The 15,474-nt window shown below is 69.1% G+C and carries 9 protein-coding genes and 1 pseudogene; 8 read left to right on the top strand and 2 right to left on the bottom strand.

Features of this window, described 5'->3' with window-relative positions:
- The first annotated feature begins 1 nt into the window (after position 1).
- A pseudogene (gene tsaB, locus NSQ78_RS16670) lies at positions 2-718 on the top strand (tRNA (adenosine(37)-N6)-threonylcarbamoyltransferase complex dimerization subunit type 1 TsaB).
- 648 nt (positions 719-1,366) lie between these two features.
- On the opposite strand, the gene NSQ78_RS16665 reads toward tsaB, so the two are convergent.
- Positions 1,367-2,251 (bottom strand): energy transducer TonB, encoded by an 885-nt coding sequence (locus NSQ78_RS16665; RefSeq protein WP_053461113.1) that lies wholly within the window; start codon positions 2,249-2,251, stop codon positions 1,367-1,369.
- A complete protein-coding gene (gene gshB / locus NSQ78_RS16660) occupies positions 2,251-3,198 on the bottom strand; it encodes a glutathione synthase (protein WP_064239040.1) in 948 nt (315 codons plus the stop codon). Before gshB ends, NSQ78_RS16665 begins: the two co-directional genes overlap by 1 nt.
- Positions 3,199-3,438: 240 nt before the next feature.
- Between gshB and pilG the strand changes: the two genes are divergently transcribed.
- The 7 genes from pilG (at position 3,439) to NSQ78_RS16625 (ending at position 15,437) form a co-directional block, all read left to right on the top strand.
- Entirely contained in the window at positions 3,439-3,840 is a 402-nt protein-coding gene (gene pilG, locus NSQ78_RS16655) for a twitching motility response regulator PilG (RefSeq protein ID WP_005418455.1), read from the top strand.
- 18 nt (positions 3,841-3,858) lie between these two features.
- Entirely contained in the window at positions 3,859-4,221 is a 363-nt protein-coding gene (locus NSQ78_RS16650; RefSeq protein ID WP_005410717.1) for a response regulator, read from the top strand.
- Positions 4,221-4,751: a chemotaxis protein CheW gene (locus tag NSQ78_RS16645; RefSeq protein WP_049468081.1), complete on the top strand. Its 531-nt coding sequence runs from the start codon at positions 4,221-4,223 to the stop codon at positions 4,749-4,751. The genes NSQ78_RS16650 and NSQ78_RS16645 overlap by 1 nt, the downstream gene beginning before the upstream one ends.
- Positions 4,752-4,792: 41 nt before the next feature.
- Positions 4,793-6,829, top strand: coding sequence for a methyl-accepting chemotaxis protein (locus NSQ78_RS16640; protein WP_049468083.1), 2,037 nt, complete (start codon positions 4,793-4,795; stop codon positions 6,827-6,829).
- 100 nt (positions 6,830-6,929) lie between these two features.
- Positions 6,930-13,664, top strand: a complete 6,735-nt coding sequence (locus NSQ78_RS16635) for an Hpt domain-containing protein (protein ID WP_064239039.1) — start codon at positions 6,930-6,932, stop codon at positions 13,662-13,664.
- Positions 13,651-14,976 carry a chemotaxis protein CheB gene (locus tag NSQ78_RS16630; protein ID WP_064239038.1) on the top strand — a complete coding sequence of 442 codons (1,326 nt, stop codon included), beginning with the start codon at positions 13,651-13,653 and terminating at the stop codon, positions 14,974-14,976. The genes NSQ78_RS16635 and NSQ78_RS16630 overlap by 14 nt, the downstream gene beginning before the upstream one ends.
- Positions 14,973-15,437, top strand: a complete 465-nt coding sequence (locus NSQ78_RS16625; RefSeq protein WP_064239037.1) for a chemotaxis protein CheW — start codon at positions 14,973-14,975, stop codon at positions 15,435-15,437. Before NSQ78_RS16630 ends, NSQ78_RS16625 begins: the two co-directional genes overlap by 4 nt.
- Positions 15,438-15,474 lie beyond the last annotated feature (37 nt).

The raw sequence follows: 15,474 nt of genomic DNA, 5'->3' as shown, positions 1-15,474 counted from the left end.
GATGAAACTGCTCGCCTTTGAAACCGCCACCGAAGCCTGTTCCGTTGCCCTGCATGTCGATGGGCAGGTGATGGAACGGTTCGAGATCGCCCCGCGCCGGCGGCATGCCGAGCTGAGCCTGCCATGGGCCGAGGCGTTGCTGGCCGACGCCGGCATCAGCCGTCGCCAGCTCGATGGCATCGCGCTCAGTCGCGGCCCGGGCGCATTCACGGGCGTGCGCCTGGCGATTGCCATCGCCCAGGGCATCGCCCTCGCGCTGGACCGCCCGCTGCTGCCGGTCTCGACGCTGCAGGTGCTGGCGCTGCGCGCACCGGCCGGGGAAACGCAGCTCCTGTCGGCGATCGATGCGCGGATGGGCGAACTGTATGTCGCCCGCTTCGAGCGCGTGGACGGCCTGCCGGTGGCGCGCGATGCCGAGCGCGTCTGCGCGCCGGCGGCGGTGGCGTTGCCGGAAGGGCTGTCCGTCTACGGTGTGGGTACCGGTTTCGCCGCAGCCGAGGGTGCGCTGGTCGCGCAGCTCGGTACAGGCCTGCGCGGTTTCGACGCCACGGCATTGCCGCGTGCGTCGGACGTGCTCGCACTGGCGGTGCCGGCGTTCGCGCGCGGCGAAGCCATTGCACCGGAGAAGGTCGAGTAGGCCTACCTGCGCGACAACGTGGCACTGACCCTGGTCGAGCAGCAGGCGGCGCGAGAAGCGAAGGCGAAGGCCAACGGCTGAGCCCCTCGTGACGGAGGGCGAAAGCACGAGCCGCGCTTGGCCGGGCGGGGTGGGTTCGCGGGGGACGCCGTGAACCCCGCTCCGCGGTCCGGCCCAGCCGCTGGCGGCTGTGCGTTCGGGCGCTTGCGAAGCAGTGCTTCGCAAGCAAAGCGCCCTCACCCCTGGGGGCTTGGCCGCGGCATCCATGCCGCGGCCCCCCCCGCGAACCCACCCCGCCCGACCTCTGACAGTTTCCGTGTGCGTCCGCCACGGAAAATCAAAAGAAAATCAAAGTCAAAAGCGGATCGCTTCGCTCGCATCCACGCATAGCGTGGATGCGTGTCGACCAAGGTCGACACCTACCAACAGCAATGATGCGTCGGGATCTGTCAGAGGCGGGGCGGTGTGGGCTTGCAGGACCGTTGGCGCCATGGGCCCGAGGCACGCCTCGAGCGGGTTGGGCAGGACGCCCAACCCCGGTCTTGCCGTGTGCGCAGGACAGCGCACACGAGCAAGGCGTCATCGAGCCCCCATGGATGGGTTTACGGCGTGTCCTGCAAGCCCATACCGCCCCGCCAAACCCGAAGCCCAGCCGCAGCTCTTGTTCCTGCTGTTGCAGTTGCCTGGGCTTGCAGCGGGTCCCGGGCCGCAGGCCCGGGCAACAAAACCTTACCGGTCGTCGTGCAGGGTGCCACCCGGCAGGAACACCCACGTGCGGGTGACCTGCAGGATGTCGATCTCGTCCTCGGTCTTCGGCAACGGCGGGAACGGCTGGGCCAGCTGCACCACCCGCAACGCCGCCTCATCCAGCAACGGCGTCCCGCTCGAACGCAGGATCCGGCTGCTCTCCACGCTGCCATCGCGGCGCACGCCGACGCTGATCACCACCTGGCCGCCGAGCCGGCGCTGCCGGGCCTCGTCCGGGTAATTCAGGTTGCCGACGCGCTCGGCGCGGTCGACCCAGGCGCGCAGGTAATTGGCGTAGGCATATTCGCGCGTGCTGGCCGACACGAACTTGCGGTTCGGGCGCTTGGCGTACTGCGCCGAGCGCAGATGCACCTCGGCCGCCAGCCGCGCCATTTCGGCATCACGCTGCTCACGTGCCGTCAGCGGTGCATCCGGTTCCGGCTGCTCCGGTGTCGGGCGCGACTGTGCCTGGGCCACCGCCTCTTCGCCGTTGCGGCTGCTGACCACCCGCGCCTGCGGCGGGGGCGCCGGGGCGGCCGACTGCTGCTGTTGCGGTACCGGGCTCAGTCCGGCCTGGGCCTGCGGCACGATGCCGGCCTGGTTGTCGCGTGGGCGCTGCGCACGGTCGTGCTCGCCACCGCCCTCCTGGCTGGCTGCGGCAAGGAAGTCGGCCTGCTTGGGCGTCAGCGCAGTGCGGGTCTGGCTGAAGATCACCTCCAGCGTCGGCACCAGGGGTGCATCGCCCTTCACCGCAAAGCCCACGCCCAGGATCAGCAGGGCGTGGACCACGACCGACAACGCAACGGTGGCGCCCAGCCGTTGCGCTTCGCGCCGCGGCGGCGGCAGGACGGCGGGTGCGGCCTCCATCAGCGCAGGCCGGCCTCGAGCGCGTCGAACAGGGTGCCAGCGATGTTCAGGCCGTACTGCGCGTCCAGCTCGCGCACGCAGGTCGGGCTGGTCACGTTGACTTCGGTCAGGTAATCGCCGATCACGTCCAGGCCGACGAAGCGCATGCCACGGCGCTTCATCTCCGGCCCGACCTGGGCGGCGATCCAGCGGTCACGCTCGCTCAGCGGGCGGCCTTCGCCGCGGCCGCCGGCCGCGAGGTTGCCGCGGAACTCGTCACCCTGCGGGATGCGCGCCAGGCAGTAGTCGACCGGTTCGCCGTCGACCAGCAGGATGCGCTTGTCGCCGGCCGTGATGTCGGGAATGAACTTCTGGGCCAGCGCCAGCCTGCGGCCGCCGTCGGTCAGGGTCTCCAGGATCACGTTCAGGTTCGGATCGCCCTGGCCGCTGCGGAAGATCGAGCGGCCGCCCATGCCGTCCAGCGGCTTCAGCACGGCCTGGCCGTGTTCCAGGGCGAAGGCCTTTAGCGCCTTGGCATCGCGGCTGACCAGGGTCGGCGGGCAGCACTGCGGGAACAGCAGGGCGGCCAGCTTCTCGTTGTAGTCGCGCAGCCCCTGCGGGTTGTTGACCACGCAGGCGCCGGCGGCGGCGGCCACGTCCAGCACCTGGGTGTCATAGACGTACTCGGCGTTGACCGGCGGGTCCTTGCGCATCAGCACGATCTGGCCGGGACCGAACGCGGTACGGCTGAACGCGCCCAGCTCATACCAGCCGGCCGGGTCGTCGCGCACCCGCAGCGGCGCGGTCTGGGCGACCGCCACGCCACCTTCCAGCGCCAGGCCGCCTGGTCGCACGTAGTGCAGGGCATGGCCGCGGCGCTGGGCTTCCAGCAGCATGGCGAAGGTGGTGTCCTTGGCGATCTTGATGTGGGCGATGGGATCCATCACCACGATGACGTTCAACGGCATGGGCGCACCTGTCAGGCAAGGCGTTGATGGTAGCGGCAACGCTGGCCGCGCGCCTCCCCGGCGGACTGCAACGCAGCGTCCGCCTGCCGGCGGCGCAGTCATTGCGAACCCGGTCACGTTCAGCCCGGTGCTACCCCCTGCGCGGCAGGTCGGCCTTGAAGCGGGCGCGGAAAGTGCGATATAGATACGCTTTCGCAGCGGCTCCCGCCAGAGATTGGGCCGTGCGCTTGGGGATAGGCAATGACTGAAAACACGACTGCGGGCGGGGAACTCGCAGGACTCCGGGTGATGGTCATCGATGATTCGAAGACCATCCGCAGGACTGCGGAAACGCTGCTCAAGCGCGAAGGCTGCGAGGTGGTCACCGCCACCGACGGCTTCGAAGCGCTTGCCAAGATCGCAGACCAGCAACCGCAGATCATCTTCGTCGACATCATGATGCCGCGCCTGGATGGGTACCAGACCTGTGCGCTGATCAAGGGCAACCAGCTGTTCAAGGCGACCCCGGTGATCATGCTGTCATCCAAGGATGGTCTGTTCGACAAGGCGCGGGGGCGCATCGTCGGCTCGGAGCAATACCTGACCAAGCCTTTCACGCGCGAAGAACTGCTGGGTGCCATCCGCACATACGTCAACGCCTGACCAGGGGGGAAAGGCACAATGGCTCGTATCGTCCTGATCGAGGATTCACCGACCGACCGCGCGGTGTTCACCCAGTGGCTGCGCCGTGCCGGCCACGAGGTGCTGGAAGCGGACAACGCCGAGGATGGCCTGCAGCTGGTCCGCGACCAGGTGCCGCAGCTGGTGCTGATGGACGTGGTCCTGCCCGGCATGAGTGGTTTCCAGGCCACCCGGGCGATGGCCCGCGATGCGGCGATCAAGCACATCCCGGTGATCATCGTCAGCACCAAGGCGATGGAAACCGACAAGGCCTGGGGCCTGCGCCAGGGCGCGGCCGATTACATCGTCAAGCCGCCGCGCGAGGATGAACTGATCGCGCGGATCAACGAACTGGTGGCCTGATGCGCTCGCCCTTCGACATTCTTGAAGCCTACGAACGACGCAGCCTGGCCCATGCAGTGCAGCTGCCCGGGCGGCAGTTCGCCCAGGACCTGTGGCGTGGCGTGGGTTACCGCGTCGGCCAGCGCCGGCTGGTGTCGGATTTCCGCGAAGTGGTGGAAATCGTGCCGATGCCGCCGGTGACCCCGGTACCCTGCGCGCAGCCCTGGCTGCTGGGCGTGGGCAACCTGCGCGGCAACCTGTTCCCGGTGGTCGACCTGAAGTACTTCCTGGAAGGCACGCGCACCGTGCAGCAGGAAGGCCAGCGCGTGCTGATCATGCGCCAGGCCGGCGGCGACGTCGCACTGACCATCGATGAACTGTTCGGCCAGCGCAGCTTCGAGCTCGACCAGCAGATCGAAGCGGGCACGCTGGCCGAAGGTCGCTACGGCCATTTCGTTGACCGTGCCTTCCATGCCGACGGCCACGACTGGGGCGTGTTCTCGCTCTCGCTGCTGTCGCGCACCCCTGAATTCCGGCAAGCCGCGGCCTGAGGCCGGGCATCGCCCCCTGCATTGAAGATCGAGGTTGAACGATGAGTACTGCTTCGGACGCCACCAAGACCGGCAAGCTGCGGCTGGGCGGCAGCAACCTCTGGCTGTTCCTGCTGCTGGCATCGATGATCCTGTTCGGCGTCAATACCGGCGTCGCCACCTGGCAGGGCAGTCGCCTCGCCGACGCCGGTTCCAAGGCCGCCGACCTGCAGGTGCTGTCGCAGCAGCTGGCCAACCAGGGACGTGACGCGGTCGGCGGCAATGCCCAGGCCTTCACCGCCTTCAAGGCCACCCGCAACGCGATCGAACAGAACGTGTCGACGCTGCAGGGCCGCTATGGCAAGGAGCCGGGCGTGTCCGGCGCCATCGCCACCCTGGGCGAAACCTGGGCGCCGCTGGGCAAGCAGGCCGGGCAGCTGGTGGCCAGCGAGCCGGCGGTGCTGGCGCTGGCCGGCAATGCCAACAACTTCACCGGCGCGGTACCGGGCCTGCAGGCCCAGCTCAACGAGCTGGTGCGCGCGATGTCCGCCTCCGGCGCCCCCTCGTCGCAGGTGTACAGCGCACTGCAGCAGGTGGTGGTGGCCGGTTCGATGGCGCGCCGCGTGACCGAAATGCGTGCCGGTGGCAGCGCTGCGGCGACCTCCGGTGATGCGCTGGCGCGTGACATCACCGTGTTCTCGCAGGTGCTCGACGGCCTGCGCAACGGCAACGAGGAACTGGGCATCACCGCCGTGCGCGGCGGCGCCGCCGTGGCCGCACTGGAGCAGTCGCAGCAGAAGTGGGAAGCGATGAAGCAGGACGCCGACGCGATCCTGGCCAGCTCGCGCCAGCTGTTCGCGGCGCAGTCCGCCGCCACCGCGCTGGGCCAGGGCTCGGCCCACATGCTGGACGACAGCCGCAAGCTGTTCGATGCGTTCTCCTCGTTCGGCTCGGTCTCCGACACCCGCCTGTTCCCGAACTTCTGGATCGGCGTGGTGTCCGGCGCGCTGTCGCTGATCGCGATCATCGGCTTCGTCTCCACCAACGTGCGCAGCCGCTCGCGCGAACAGGAACTGCGCTACCAGACCCAGGTGGAATTCAACAGCCGCAACCAGCAGGCGATCATGCGGCTGCTGGACGAAATCTCCTCGCTCGGTGAGGGTGACCTGACGGTGAAGGCGTCGGTGACCGAGGACATGACCGGCGCGATCGCCGACGCGATCAACTATGCGGTGGACGAACTGCGCCACCTGGTGACCACCATCAACGACACCTCGGCCAAGGTCGCGATGTCCACCCAGGAAACACAGGCCACCGCGATGCAGCTGGCAGAGGCGGCGGGCCACCAGGCCAACCAGATCACCTCCGCCTCGGACCGCATCGGTGAAATCGCAGCGAGCATCGAGCAGGTGTCGCGCAACTCGGCCGAGTCGGCCGACGTGGCACAGCGCTCGGTGGTGATCGCCGCCGAAGGTGCCGGCGTGGTGCGCGAGACCATCCAGGGCATGGACCAGATCCGCGACCAGATCCAGGAAACCTCCAAGCGCATCAAGCGCCTGGGCGAGTCGTCGCAGGAAATCGGTTCGATCGTGGAACTGATCAATGACATTTCCGAGCAGACCAACATCCTGGCGCTGAACGCGGCGGTGCAGGCTGCGTCGGCGGGTGAAGCCGGCCGGGGCTTCGCGGTCGTGGCCGACGAAGTGCAGCGCCTGGCAGAACGTACCTCGGGTGCGACCCGACGCATCGAAAACCTGGTCCAGGCCATTCAGGCCGATACCAATGAAGCGGTCACCTCGATGGAGCAGACCACGGCCGAAGTGGTATCCGGTGCGCGCCTGGCCGAGGACGCCGGTACCGCGCTGACCGAGATCGAGCGCGTGTCCAACGCCCTCAATACCCTCATCAAGAACATCTCCATCGCCGCCCAGCAGCAGTCGGCCGCGGCCTCGGACATCACCCGCACCATGGGCGTGATCCGGCAGATCACCGGCCAGACCTCGCAGGGTGCCGGGCAGACCGCAGAGTCGATCGGCCACCTCGCGCAGCTGGCGGCGGACCTGCGCCGTTCGGTCGCCGACTTCAAGCTGCCGGCGTGACGCGGGCAGGGCGGCGAGCAAGGAACCAGTCGATGAAGCATTTCCATTCCCCACGCCAGAATCCGCGCGGCCACCGCGCGGCGGCGAACGGAGCGCGTCCATGAGCAGTCTGCGCGATGCGATGAGCCACGCAGCACTGGGCTGGGTCAAGCCCGAGCTGGACGAGACCCTGCGCCAGGTGCGCAACGAGGTCGAGTACTACGCGGAAGACCCGAGCGATGCCAGCCGCATGCGCATCTGCGCCGGCTACCTGCACCAGGTGCAGGGCACCCTGCGCATGGTCGAGCTGTATGCCCCGGCGATGGTGGCCGAAGAGCTGGAGCAGCTGGCCAATGCCATCGGCGCCGGCCAGGTGGCCGACCGGGACGAAGCCTGCGCGACCCTGATGCGTGGCAGCGTGCTGCTGCCTGACTATCTGGAGCGCCTGCAGAACGGCCATCGCGACATTCCGATCGTGCTGATGCCGCTGCTCAACGAGATCCGTGCGTCGCGCGGCGAAGAAGGCGTCAATGACAGCGTGCTGCTGGCCTTTGCGCCGGACAGCGTCACCGCCACCGAGGCCGAGCTGGACCATGCCCGGGGCAGCCTGAGCGGGCGCAACCGCGAACTGCTCGACACGGTCGGCAGCGCGGTGAAGGAAGAACTGCTGCGCATCAAGGATGCGCTGGACCTGCACCTGCGCACCGGCGGTGCGCCGGAACAGCTGCAGACCCAGGCCAACGAGCTCGGCGCCGTGGCCGACACGCTGGGCATGATGGGCCTGGGCGTGGCCCGCGGCGTGGTCGTGCAGCAGCGCGACGCGCTGCGTGGCGTGGTCGAAGGCCGCCAGCAGATCGACGAGAACCTGCTGCTGGATATCGCCGGTGCGCTGCTGTACGTCGATGCGTCGCTGGACGATCAGGTCGCCCATCTGGGCGCCGGCGGCAGTGGCGAGGACGACCCGAGCGCGGTCGAGAACCGGCGCACGGTGGAGGTGCTGGCGCATGAAGCCATCGCCAACTTCGCCGCCGCGCGCGAGCATTTCGTCGCCTTCATCGAAACCAGCTGGAACCATGCCGAGCTGCAGGATGTCCCACGCCTGCTGGGCGATGTGTCCGGCGCGCTGCGCATGCTTGACCTGGGTACTGCCGCCGACTACCTGCGCGGCGTGCAGCAGTACATCGAGGCCGAGCTGATCGGCCGCCAGCGCGTACCCAGCGGCCGCCAGCTGGACACCCTGGCCGATGCCATGGCCAGCCTGGAGTACTACCTGGAAGCCCTGCGCGACCGCCGCCCGGGCCGCGAGGATATTCTCGAAATCACTCGCAGCAGCCTCGAGGCACTGCGCTACTGGCCGCTGCCCGAACGCAACGCCGCCGCACCGGAAGCGCCGGCACTGCTGCCGGTTGAACGCGAGCCGGTTGCGTTGCAGGCCGAGCCGCTGCGGCCCGAGCGCATCGAGGTGCCGGTGCAGCCTGCTGCGCCCGCGGCCGGCGACGTGCCGGTACCGCTGCCGGACTTCACCTTCGATCCGCCGCCGGCCACGCCGGCACCGAGGGTGCCCGACAACAGCCTGATGTTCGGCGCGCTGCGCACCGCAGGCGTCGTGGCCGCCAGCCCGTTGGATGCTGGTGCCTCGCCGCTGCCAACGCAGGAAGATGCCGAGGCAGCACTGGTCTTTGCCGCGTCCAGCGCACCTGCGCCGGATGTCCCGCAGTGGGAGCTGGCGCCGTTCTACCCCGAAGCCGAAGCGCTCGCGATCGCCGACGAACGCGCGCCGACGTTCGCCAGTTTCGATCCCGTCAGCTTCGAACTGGCCGACAGCGATCACGCCGGTGCACCGCAGTGGTCGCTGTCCGAGGCGCCACAGGTGCTTGAGGATGTCGATGCGCCTGCCAGCGACGAGTCGACCGACGCAGTGCTGGCCTCCGTAGCCGAGTTCGATGCTGCACCGGTGTTCGATCCGGTCGCCGCGGAACAGGATGCAGTTGCGGTGGCCGATGACGTGGTGTTCCGCTTCGACGCCGATGCACTGGACAACGCTGACGATGTCCTGTCGCTGCATGCGATGGAGACGCTGTCGCTGGATGACGACGCCGGGTTGCCGGCTTCGCTGGAGTTTGCCGATGCGGTGATGCCGCCGCAGGCCGATGCCGTGCCGGCGACGGAGCCCGGGATGGATGCGGCCGCGGATGAGCCGCCGGCACCATCCATTGCGCTGCCGACGCCCGAAGAGGCGGCTGCGACTTCAGAAGCGTCCGCTCCGGCCGTGTCGGTGATCGATATCGACACCATCGCGCCGATCGATTTCAGCGAAGCCGATGCCCAGTTCTTCGCCGAGCTGAGTGCGGCGGCTGCCGATTTCAATCCGCAGGCGATGGCCGCGGCTGCAACCCCGGAAACGGCGGTTGCGAATGCGGCCGACGCCGACGCCGACGCAAATGCGGGCTTCGACGCCGGCTTTGACGACGATGCCGAGAACATCGACGAGGACATCCGCGAGGTGTTCCTGGAAGAGTTCGACGATGAATTGGCCAACCTCGGCACGTTGCTGCCGGCGTGGCGCATGCAGCCGGACAACATGGACCGGCTGCGTCCGATCCGCCGCATCTTCCACACCCTCAAGGGCAGCGGCCGCCTGGTCGGCGCGCGTACCCTGGGCGAGTTCGCCTGGAAGATCGAAGGCATGCTCAACCGCGTGCTGGATGGCAGCCGCGTCGCGTCGCCGGCGGTGCTGGCCATGGTCGACAACGCCCATGCGGCGCTGCCACAGCTGAACGCGGCGCTGCGCCACGGCCAGCGCATCAGCGTCGACCTGCAGGCCATGCAGGCCATCGCCGATCGCGTCGGTGCAGGCGAGGAAACCTACTACGTACCGCTGCCGGGCGCTGCCGCATCGGTGGCGGCGGAGAGCAATGCCGACGCCGAAGACGAGATCAGCCGCATTCTCGAGGCCGAGGCTGCAGGTCCGGAAGCGGGCGAAACCGCCGAGGCCGAGGCCATCGGCACGCCGGCCAACATCGACAGCGTGCTGCGCGAGATTCTCGAGGCCGAGGTGGAAGTCCACCAGGCCACGTTGCAGGACTGGCTGCGTTCGGCGCAGCAGGCGCCGCTGCCGGTCAGCGATGCACTGCTGCGCGCGGTGCACACCATGAACGGCGCCTTCGCGATGACCGAAGTGCCCGAGATTACCGCCGTGACCGGCGGGGCCGAGTCCTACATCAAGCGCGCCCTGGCGGCCGAGGTGGTGCCGGGCGAAGACGCCGTGGCCGCCCTGGATGCGACCGCGCAGGCGATCACCGCCACCATGGAAGCGCTGCAGGCCGAACAGCCGCGCATCGCGCCGCAGCAGGTGTTGGCGCAGCGCCTGCAGGCGCTGGCCGGCGAGCTACCGGAAGCGCGCTGGCCGATGGTCGGCCTGGAAGCCGACGACGACGAGCTGGCGCTGGAGGACGGACCGGCGGCGGAATCGGAGGCGGACGCATCGGCGCCCGCCGACGTCGAAACCGATGCCCTGTCGCTGTCGCCTGCCGAACCGGCACCGGAGCGCGACGCGCCTACCGATGCTGGGGCTACCGCAGTTGCCGACGCGGCGGTCGAGGCCGGGCTGGAGGTGGGCGAGTTGACTGCCAGCGACGACCTGTCGCGCTATTTCGATGCGGAATGGCCGTCCGCGCCGGGCGAGGGCGAGCTGGGCCTGCCGGAGGGTGAATCGATCCAGGTCGCGGAGGTGGCACAGGAAGCCGAGGCGGATAAGGTCGAGGCGGAGGCCGAGCGCGTGTCGCCGTTGTCCGACGAGGCGGGGCTGACCGTCGTCGACGATCTGTCGCCCTACCTGGACGCCAGTGCGCTGCCGGTCGACGACCGCGATGCGGAAGAAGATCCGACGACTGTCGAATCCGTCGCCCCTGACCTGAATGGGGCAGCGCCGGAGCGTGCAGACCTCGCCGACGCGGTGGAGTTCGAGACGCCTGTTGCACTGCCACTCGACAGCGAGCTGTCGAGCCTGCAGGATGAAATGGCTGCGCCGGGGTTTGCAGAACCGGTCTCGCTGGAAGCCGCGCTCGAGGCCGGCCTGCACGTGATCGACGAAGAGCAGCCCCTGGCCGACGACGGGCAATGGCCCGTGCTCGGCCTGCAGGCCAGCGAACTCGCGCCGGGCGAGGCGGAAGCCTTTGCCGAGGATGCGGACGTCGGCGGGGAGGCGGCGATCGGTGAAGGAGAGAGCGCCGATCAGCCGTCCCCGGCGACGGTGAACCAGCAGGCGGCCGCGGACGCAGCGCCGGGCACCGCCGAACCGGTGCGCTTCTTCGAAATGGAAGACGCGCCGGGCCAGGCCGAAGGCCACGCCGACATCGGCAACGCAGGGGCGGTCACCGCGTTGGATGACGTGGAAGCCGATGCGGCCGAAGGCGTTGCATCTGAACCCGAGGCAGCCGAGGCTGCTGCCGCGACGGTGGCGGAAGAGAGTGCCGATGCACTTGACTTCAGCGTCTATGATCGCGAACTGGTCGACATCTTCGTCGAGGAAGGCAAGGACCTGCTCGACCATTGCGACGGCCTGATCAGCGAACTGCGCGATGCGCCGCAGGACCGCGAGGTGCTGGCCGGCCTGCAGCGTGACCTGCACACCCTGAAGGGTGGTGCACGCATGGCCGGCATCAACGCCATCGGCGATCTGGGCCACAGCATCGAATCGTTGCTGGAAGCCGTTGCTGCCGGTCGCACCGACATCGAACGCCGCGATGTGCAGTTGCTGGAGCGCGGGTTCGATCGCCTGCACCAGCTGCTGACCCGCACCGGCGACCACCGCGTGGTGGAACCGGCGCAGGACCTGGTGGACGCGTTCGAAGTGCGCACCACCACCGACATCGCCGCCGCTGCGGCGGCGTCCGCAGCCGCAGCGGCAGCCGCGAACGAAGCCACTGTTGCCGAAACGGCGCAGGCGCCGGACGCGGTCCCGGCACCGGCCCTGCTCGATGCGCCATTGTCGGCGCCGCTGCCGGCCGAAGGCGGGGTCGATGAAGATCCGCTGGCACGCCCGCAGCAGGAACAGGTGCGCGTGCGCGCGGATCTGCTCGACCGCCTGGTCAACCATGCCGGTGAAGTGGCGATCTACCGTTCGCGGCTGGAACAGCAGCTGGGTGCCTTCCGTGGTGCCATGGGCGAACTGGAGCGCACCAACGCGCGTCTGCGCGACCAGCTTCGCCGCCTGGATCTGGAAACCGAAGCGCAGATCGTCGCCCGCTACCAGCGTGAGCAGGACCAGGCCGACCAGAAGTTCGATCCGCTGGAACTGGACCGCTTCTCCACCCTGCAGCAGCTGAGCCGGGCGCTGAACGAATCGGCGGCCGACCTCGGGGGCCTGCAGGGCGTGCTCGACGATCTGTCGCGCCAGTACGACTCGCTGCTGCAACAGCAGTCGCGTGTCAGTTCCGAACTGCAGGATGGCCTGATGCGCGCGCGCATGGTGCCGTTCGACGGCCTGGTGCCGCGCCTGCGTCGCGTGGTCCGCCAGTCCGGCATGGACACCGGCAAGCAGGTGCACCTGACCCTGGAAGGCACCCACGGCGAACTGGACCGCAACGTGCTGGATCGCATGGTCGCGCCGCTGGAGCACATGCTGCGCAACTCCGTGGCCCACGGCCTGGAAGCGCCCGAGCAGCGTCGCGCCGCCGGCAAGCCGGAAGAGGGCGAGGTCGCCATCCGCCTGCATCGCGAAGGCTCGGAAATCGTGCTGGAAGTGGCCGATGACGGCGCGGGCCTGGATCGCGAAGCGATCCGCCGGCGCGCCATCGATCGCGGGCTGCTGGCAGCCGATGCGCAGCCCAGCGAGCAGGACCTGGACAACCTGATCTTCGCCTCCGGCTTCTCCACCGCCGACCAGGTCAGCCAGCTGGCCGGCCGCGGCGTGGGCATGGACGTGGTGCGCAATGAAGTGCGCCAGCTCGGCGGCTCGGTCGACATCCAGTCGGTGCGCGGCCAGGGCGTGCGTTTCACCCTGCGCCTGCCGCAGACCCTGGCTGTCACCCAAGCGGTGTTCGTGCAGATCGGCGACACCACCTTTGCCGTGCCGGTGGCCTCGGTCAGTGGCATCGGTCGCCTGTCACGCGAGCGTTTCGAGGCCGCCGACAGCAGCTACCGCTACAGCGGCGAAGACTATCCGCTGTATGACCTGGGCAGCCTGGTCGGGCAGGCCCCGGCGCGGGCGGATGGGCAGGACCAGGTGCCGCTGTTGCTGGTCCGTGCCGGTGACCTGCGCGCGGCCGTAGCGATCGACCAGGTGCTGGGCAACCGCGAAATCGTGGTCAAGCCGGTCGGCCTGCAGATCGCCTCGGTACCGGGCATCTACGGTGCCACCATCACCGGCGATGGCCGCGTGGTGGTGATCCTGGACGTCGCGCCGCTGGTGCGCCGCTTCCTGGCCAATCCGACCGCACCGGTGCTGGCCAATGCGCCGCGTGACGAACGCCAGGTGCCGCTGGTGATGGTGGTCGATGATTCGCTGACCATGCGCAAGGTGACCGGTCGCATCCTCGAACGGCACAACTTCGAAGTCAGCGTCGCCCGCGATGGCGTGGAAGCACTGGAGCGGCTGGAAGAGCGCGTGCCGGACCTGATGCTGCTGGATATCGAGATGCCGCGCATGGACGGCTACGAGCTGGCCACCGCGATGCGTGCCGACCCGCGCTACAAGGATGTGCCGATCGTGATGATCACCTCGCGCAGCGGCGACAAGCACCGCCAGCGCGCCTTCGAGATCGGTGTCCAGCGTTACCTGGGCAAGCCGTACCAGGAACTGGACCTGATGCGTAACGTGTACGACCTGCTGGGGATCGCCCGTGTCCGTGAGTGAAGCCCATCCGGCCCCGGCCGTTGCCCTGCTGGCGCGCCCCGGCGCGGCGCGTGAGCGCCTGCGCGAAGCGCTGTCGCATGCGGATGTGCAGCTGGTCCTGGAAGATGATCCGAACGGCCTGGAGCCACAGGTCCTGCAGGCTGCGGACCCGCAGTTCGTGGTGATCGCGCTGGAAGCGGCGATCGAGGACGCGCTGGAACGCCTGGAAGCCGTCCTCTCCGCCCCCGGGCTGACCCTGGTGTTCGATGAAGCCGAGCTGGCCGCACGCCGCGATGGCTGGGAAGCCCAGCGTTGGGGCCGGCATCTGGCCGCCAAGCTGCACGGCCACCAGCAGGTGTTGCCGCCGGGTGCCGAGGACGAACCGGGCCTGCAGCTGGAGCCCGGCCATCCGGCGCCCGCGCCGGCGCCACAGGAAGAAGCCCTGCAGCCGCACCTCGAACAGGCGCTGAGCTGGGCCGATGACGTCCCGGCCGACGGCCTGTATTCGCCGCCGACGCAGCTGCACGAGCCGATCGCGCTCGAACAGGCCCTGGCGGCGCTGCAGCCGGTCGTGCCGGCCCCGCTGGATCCGCCGCCGCTGGCCGAGCCGGCGGCGCCCGCGGCACCACCGGTTTCGTTCGATCACACGGCCTGGTCGCTGGTCGACGAATCCAGCGAGTCCCCGGCACCCGCCGCCGTGGCGGCGCCCGTGGCCGCGACGCAGCCGGCCTTTGATACCGATCATTTGAGCCTGGTCGACCTGGACGCCGCGGCACCGGTCGGTGCGCGGGCCGCCTCGCTGCTGGTGTTGGCCGGCATTGGCGGGCCGGATGCACTGCGTCGCCTGCTCGGCGCGCTGCCTGCATCGCTGAGCGTCCCGGTACTGGTGCACATGCGCCTGGACGGTGGCCGCTACGGCAACCTGGTCAAGCAGATGTCGCGCGTTTCGCCTCTGCCGGTGCAGCTGGCCGAGGCTGGCCAGCGCGCCGTACCGGGCGAGGTGCACGTGCTGGCCGATGACATCGGCGTACGCGCGGCCGGTGATGGCCTGCATTTCCAGAGCGATGCGCAGGGCATTTCGCTCGCTTCGCTGCCGGCAGGTCACACCGCGCTGGTGCTGCTCAGTGGTGCCGACCTGGCCCACGTCGGTCCGGCACTGGATCTGGCGGCCGCCGGTGCATGGGTGGCCGGGCAGGTGGGCGAGGGCTGCTATGACCCGGCTGCGGCCACCGCAGTGGTCGCTGCCGGCATGGTGGCCGGCGAGCCGCAGGAACTGGCGCAGGCGATTGCCGCGCGCTGGGGCGAACAGCATGAGAACGGAGAGGCACCATGAGCTACGCCAGCAATGACGAAATCCGCGGCGTCCTGATCCAGGCCGGCAACGAGCGCGTGCTGCTGCCCAATGCCACCGTGGCCGAAATGATGTCGCGGGTGCCGGTGCAGCCGGTTTCCGAGGCGCCGCGCTGGCTGGTCGGCGAGATCGGCTGGCATGGCTGGCAGGTGCCGCTGGTGTCGTTCGCGCGGCTTTCGGGGCTGGGCGAAGAGGTGGTGGCCGGCCACAACAAGGTGGTGGTGCTGAAGTCCCTCAGCGGCAACGCGCAGCGCCCGTACTATGCGCTGCTGACGCAGAACTTCCCGCAGCTGATCTCGGTGCCACGCGATGGCCTGCTGGCCGACGCCTCCGAGGAAACCCTGCCGCAGACCGTGCACATGCGCGTGCTGCTGGGTGAGCAGAGCGCCCTGCTGCCGAACCTGGATGCTCTGGAAGCGGCGCTGGATTCGCTGGCGGCCTGATCGGGAACCCGCCGGTCGGGTTCCCGGTAGTGCCGCC

This window comes from Stenotrophomonas sp. FSL W7-1447 (genome assembly GCF_037966425.1).
Lineage (GTDB): Bacteria > Pseudomonadota > Gammaproteobacteria > Xanthomonadales > Xanthomonadaceae > Stenotrophomonas > Stenotrophomonas pavanii.
The sequence above is the reverse complement of the archived record's forward strand: the minus strand, read 5'-3'. Positions and strand labels throughout refer to the sequence as shown.